The sequence below is a fragment of the Tardiphaga sp. genome (assembly GCF_025356345.1).
Taxonomy (GTDB): Bacteria; Pseudomonadota; Alphaproteobacteria; order Rhizobiales; family Xanthobacteraceae; genus Tardiphaga.
The window spans coordinates 1-5,181 of record NZ_JANXTC010000335.1 but is presented as its reverse complement, the minus strand read 5'-3'; the positions used below and the strand labels follow the sequence as shown (position 1 = coordinate 5,181).

The 5,181-nt window shown below is 64.4% G+C and carries 5 protein-coding genes and 1 pseudogene; 5 read left to right on the top strand and 1 reads right to left on the bottom strand.

Annotated features, from left to right (window positions below; all coding sequences use genetic code 11):
• From Q0S16_RS20475 to Q0S16_RS20455, 5 genes are all read left to right on the top strand, one after another.
• A partial coding sequence (locus Q0S16_RS20475) for a tripartite tricarboxylate transporter permease (RefSeq protein ID WP_295852272.1) occupies window positions 1-766 on the top strand: 766 nt, incomplete at its 5' end.
• Window positions 767-842: 76 nt separating this feature from the next.
• Window positions 843-1,613 (top strand): glucose-1-phosphate cytidylyltransferase, encoded by a 771-nt coding sequence (rfbF, locus tag Q0S16_RS20470; RefSeq protein WP_295852271.1) that lies wholly within the window; start codon window positions 843-845, stop codon window positions 1,611-1,613.
• Window positions 1,577-2,692: a CDP-glucose 4,6-dehydratase gene (gene rfbG / locus Q0S16_RS20465; RefSeq protein ID WP_295852270.1), complete on the top strand. Its 1,116-nt coding sequence runs from the start codon at window positions 1,577-1,579 to the stop codon at window positions 2,690-2,692. The genes rfbF and rfbG overlap by 37 nt, the downstream gene beginning before the upstream one ends.
• Window positions 2,689-3,930 (top strand): class I SAM-dependent methyltransferase, encoded by a 1,242-nt coding sequence (locus Q0S16_RS20460; RefSeq protein WP_295852266.1) that lies wholly within the window; start codon window positions 2,689-2,691, stop codon window positions 3,928-3,930. The genes rfbG and Q0S16_RS20460 overlap by 4 nt, the downstream gene beginning before the upstream one ends.
• Window positions 3,927-4,838, top strand: a complete 912-nt coding sequence (locus tag Q0S16_RS20455) for a hypothetical protein (RefSeq protein ID WP_295852265.1) — start codon at window positions 3,927-3,929, stop codon at window positions 4,836-4,838. The genes Q0S16_RS20460 and Q0S16_RS20455 overlap by 4 nt, the downstream gene beginning before the upstream one ends.
• Before the next feature lie 5 nt (window positions 4,839-4,843).
• On the opposite strand, the pseudogene Q0S16_RS20450 reads toward Q0S16_RS20455, so the two are convergent.
• Window positions 4,844-5,181: pseudogene (locus Q0S16_RS20450) on the bottom strand (class I SAM-dependent methyltransferase); the annotation flags it as partial.

The window sequence follows — 5,181 nt, the reverse complement described above, 5'->3', positions numbered from 1 at the left end:
CTGGGTCACGCTGCTGCGCTCGTCCTTTATCGGCTGCTGGCTCGGCATCACGCCGGGCGGCGCGATTGCTGCTTCTTTCATGGGCTACAACCTCGCCAAACGTTTTTCCAAGGATCCGGACAGTTTTGGCAAGGGCCGCATCGAGGGTGTGTTCGCGCCGGAAACCGCGGCCCACGCGTCCGGCACCGCGGCGCTGCTGCCGATGCTCGCGCTCGGCATTCCCGGCTCCGGCACCGCGGCGATCCTGCTCGGCGGGCTGATGGTGTGGGGGCTCAATCCCGGTCCATTGCTGTTTGTCGAACACAAGGATTTCGTCTGGGGCCTGATCGCCTCGATGTATCTCGGCAATGTCGTCGGTCTGGTGCTGGTGCTGACGACGGTGCCGATCTTTGCCTCGATCCTGCGGGTGCCGTTCGCGGCCGTCGCCCCGATGATCGTGGTATCCTGCGCGATCGGCGCCTACGCGATCCAGAACGCGATATTCGACATCTGGCTGATGCTCGGCTTCGGCGTCGTCGGTTACGTCTTCAAGAAGATCGGCATCCCGCTAGCGCCGTTCACGCTCGCGCTGGTACTGGGAAACCGTGCCGAAGACGCGTTCCGGCTGTCGATGATCGGCTCCGGCGGCAGCGTCGGCGTGTTCTGGTCGAACGGCCTGGTCGGTTCGATCACCACGCTGGCGATCACGCTGCTGTTCTGGCCGATGATCGACATGGCCTTCAGCCGCGTCGGCCAGATGATGCGGCCGGCGAGGGCGGTGGGGTAGGTCGCTCTCTGCCCACGGGGCCATAGTCGCTAAGATGCGCCTGCCGCGCTGATTCGCGCGTGAGGGCGGTGGCCATATGAAAATCGTGATTCTCGCCGGTGGTCTCGGGACCAGGATTTCCGAGGAAACGGTGGCGCGACCGAAGCCGATGATCGAGATCGGCGGCCGGCCGATCCTCTGGCACATCATGAAGATCTACAGCCATTACGGCTTCAACGACTTCATCATCTGCCTCGGCTACCGCGGCTATCTGATCAAGGAATATTTCGCCAACTACTTCCTGCACATGTCAGACGTGACGATTCATCTGGCGGAGAATCGCATGGATATCCATCGCGAAACCGCCGAGCCGTGGCATGTGACGCTGGTCGATACCGGCGAACACACCCAGACCGGCGGTCGCATCAAGCGGGTGCTGCACCACGTCAAGGACGAGGAGATGTTCGGCCTGACCTATGGCGACGGCGTCGCCGATATCGATATCGCGGCGCAGATCGCCTTCCACCGCGAACACGGACGACGCGCGACGGTGACCGCGGTGCGTCCGGCGCGGCGCTTCGGGGCGCTGGCGATCGAGGGCGACCGGGTGCTGGCGTTCCAGGAAAAGCCCGAGGATGACGGTGGCTGGATCAATGGCGGCTTCTTCCTGCTGTCGCCGTCGGTGGGCGATCTCATCGCCGACGACGCCACGGTGTGGGAGGAAACCCCGATGCGTTCGCTGGCGCAAAGCGACGACCTGCGCGCCTATGTGCATCATGGCTTCTGGCATCCGATGGACACGATGCGCGACCGCGGCTTTCTCGAAGCGCAATGGGCCGGTGGCGACGCGAAGTGGAAGAAGTGGTGATCGACCGCGCGTTCTGGCGCGGCAAGCGCGTCTTCCTGACCGGCCATACCGGGTTCAAGGGCGCCTGGATGACGCTGCTGCTGCATTCGCTCGGCGCCAAAGTGTCCGGCTTCGCACTGCCGCCGGAACATGAAGCGGGCGTGTTCAACGTCGCCGGGGTGGCCGCTGACTGCGTGAACCAATATGGAAACATCAACGACCCGGCCGCGCTCGCCGCGGCGCTGGTGCAATGCCAGCCCGACATCGTTCTGCATCTGGCGGCGCAGGCGCTGGTGCGGCGCTCCTATGCGCAGCCGGCGGAGACCTGGATGACCAATGTCATGGGCACCGTGCATCTGCTCGAGGCGGTGCGGCAGGTCGCCGGCATCCGCGCCGTGGTAATCGTCAGCAGCGACAAGTGCTATGACAATGTCGGGCGCGAACGCGGCTATGATGAAAGCGACGCGCTGGGCGGCGCCGATCCCTACAGCGCCAGCAAGTCCGGCACCGAACTGGTCGCGGCAAGTTACCGTCGCAGCTATTTTGCGGATCCGGCCGGGCCGCGGATCGCCTCCGCCCGCGCCGGAAACGTGATCGGCGGCGGCGACTGGGCGGTGGACCGGCTGGTGCCCGATGCGATCCGGGCGTTCGGCAGCGGCGCGGCGCTGCGCATCCGCGCGCCCGCATCGGTACGGCCGTGGCAGCACGTGCTCGATCCCGTTCTGGGCTATCTCCGGCTGGCGGAGCGCCTGGCCGGCGACGACGGGGTATCCGTCGCTGAAGCGTGGAATTTCGGGCCGGAGGCCGCGAGCGAAGTCAGCGTCGGCGCGATCGCGGATCGCCTGGTCGGGCTGTGGGGCGGAACGGCGCATTGGAGCCGCGACAGCGCGGAGCACCCGCATGAAGCGGCCTATCTGCGGCTCGATTGCGCAAAGGCGAACTCGCGGCTGGGCTGGCATCCCGCGCTGGCGCTTCCCGACGCCCTGAAATTGACGGTGGACTGGTACAAGGCTTTTGCCGATGGGGCGGCCATGCGCGATGTGACGCTGGCGCAGATCGACCGCGTTCTCACTCTCTCAACCAGGCAGGCCTTGCAGTGAATCCATCCGCGAAAAGTTCCGGCCTCGCCGAAATCACGCATTGCGAAGTGTGCGGTGGCAAGAACCTGCGTCCCGTGCTCGACCTTGGCCGGCATCCGATGTGCGATGATCTGGTCGCCATCGGCGATGATCGCGTCTGCGTGGAATATCCGATCGAGATCCTGTTCTGCGACAGCTGCCGCACCGCGCATCAGCGCTTCCAGATCCCGAAGCACGAGCTGTTTCCCTCGACCTATCACTACCGCTCGCGGCAGACGCTCGATGTTCTCAACGGCATGCGTCGGCTGGTCGAGGCCTGTATCGTCAACTATGGCGATCTGTCCGGCAGGAAGGTGCTGGACGTCGGCTGCAATGACGGCAGCCTGCTGTCGATCTTCGCTGAGCATGGTGCGCAGACTTACGGTATCGAGCCGACGGGGGCTGCAGCCGATGCGCTCGCCGTCGGGCATCGCGTGCTGAATGCATTCTTCAGCGAAGACGTGGCGCGCGATTTCGTCGCGCAATTCGGCCAGCCCGACATCATCACCTTCACCAATGTGTTCGCGCATATCGAGGACCTCGGCGCGGTGATCCGCGCGCTGAAAATCCTGCTGAAGCCGGAGACCAAGATCGTGATCGAAAATCACTATCTCGGTTCGATCCTCGCCAAGCGGCAGTTCGACACATTTTATCACGAGCACCCGCGCACCTATACCGCGACGTCCTTCGCCTTCATTGCGAGGTCGCTGGGCATGGCGATCTCCAGCGTCGCGTTTCCGGATCGCTACGGCGGCAACATCCGCGTCTTCCTGGGAGCAGGCCATGAAGCTCCGCAAGATCACGCCACGCTGCTCGATCGCGAGCGCGGCTTTGGCGACGATCTATCGAAGATGGCGCGGGAAATCGCGCAATGGCGCATCACCAAGGGACAGCAGATCACGGCCGCGGTCGCGCAATATGGCGCGCTGGCCGGCAAGGCGTTTCCTGGCCGTGCGGCAATCCCGATCAAGATGCTGGGGCTCGATCGCACCAGCATCGATGCGATTTACGAGAAGCCGGGCTCCGGCAAGATCGGGCATTATGTTCCCGGTACCCGGATTCCGATCCTGTCCGATGACGATTTCCCGGCTGCGGATCGCGCCCGCCCGCTGGTCAACATGGCCTGGCATATCGCCGCCGAGATCGGGCCCTATCTGCGTGGTCGCGGCTTTTCCGGGGAAATCATCGACATCATCGCCGAAAGCGATTTCACCGCATGAAGGTCGCCATCCTGGGCTCCGGCTTCGGGCTCTATGGCTATCTCCCGGCCTTGATCGGGCAGGGCTGCGACGTGCTGCTTCCGGATCGCTACCGCGCTGTCGTTGAGGGCCGCGCCGAACTGGCGAGCTTGGCAGCCGCGATCGAATGGGTCGCCGACGATGCGGTGGCGCTGGACCGCGCGGAGGCGTTGGTCCTGGCGCGCCGGCCAGAGGACCAGGCGGCGGCGATGGCGGACATTCTCGGAAGGCCCCGCATCCAACGCCTGCTGCTGGAAAAACCCCTGGCGCCGACGCCCGTCGAGGCCGAACATCTGCAGGCGCAATTGCAGGCCTCCGGAAAACTGTTTCGTATCGGCTATATTTTCGGCTTCACCGACTGGGGCCAAAGACTGATCGCGCAGGCCGGATCATCGTCGCGCGGCGACCTTGCCATCCGCTGGGCGTTTCGCGCGCATCATTATGCGACCGACCGGCAAAACTGGAAGCGGTCGCATGCGCAAGGCGGCGGCGCGCTGCGCTTCTATGGCATCCAGTTGCTGGCGCTGGCGGCGCAATTGGGATTCACCAGGGCGTTGCATTCAACGATTTCGTCACGGCTTCCCGACGAGGCCGAATCCTGGTCGGCGACGATGGCCAACGAGGCCGGGGATCAATGCGCGCTGCTGGTCGATTCCAATGCGGCCGAGCCGCATTTTTCGGTGACGACGCCCTGGTTGGACGATTCGATCGGGCAGATCGATCCGTTCAACGGAGCTGCATCTTCAGGGCAGGACCGGCGCGTTCCCTTGCTGTCGTCGCTATGCGCCGAGATGCTGAACGGCGAGCCGCCAGCGCTTCGCTGCCAAGCGGAGACGATTGCTCTGTGGCGTGACATCGAGGCCATCACCACGCGGCAACATAAGGCCTGAACGGTCTACAGAAACCGCGGCACCGGCAGGGGCGTCATTAGAAGGCCCTTGTAGCCCTTGGCGCGCAGCTTCGGCGCCAGTTCGTCGGCGATGTGCCAGGAGAGAATAATGGCGCAGTCGGGCTGGTCCTCGAACATCCGGCTCTCCTCGACCACGGGGATCAGCGTGCCCGGCATGCATTTGCCGATCTTCAGCGAGCCCTCGATCTCGACCACATAGTCGATGGTATTGGAGTCGAGACCGACATAATTGACCAAGGTCGAGGCGCGCGATGGCGCGCTGATGCCGCAGATCCGGCCGCCCTTTTCCTTGACGTCGCGGATCAGCCCATGGAGCCGTTCCT

Coding starts and splice junctions, on each gene's coding strand:
- Q0S16_RS20455 (WP_295852265.1), top strand. CDS start 3,927: ATGAAGGTCGCCATCCTGGGCTCCGGCTTCGGGCTCTATGGCTATCTC.
- rfbF (WP_295852271.1), top strand. CDS start 843: ATGAAAATCGTGATTCTCGCCGGTGGTCTCGGGACCAGGATTTCCGAG.
- rfbG (WP_295852270.1), top strand. CDS start 1,577: ATGGGCCGGTGGCGACGCGAAGTGGAAGAAGTGGTGATCGACCGCGCG.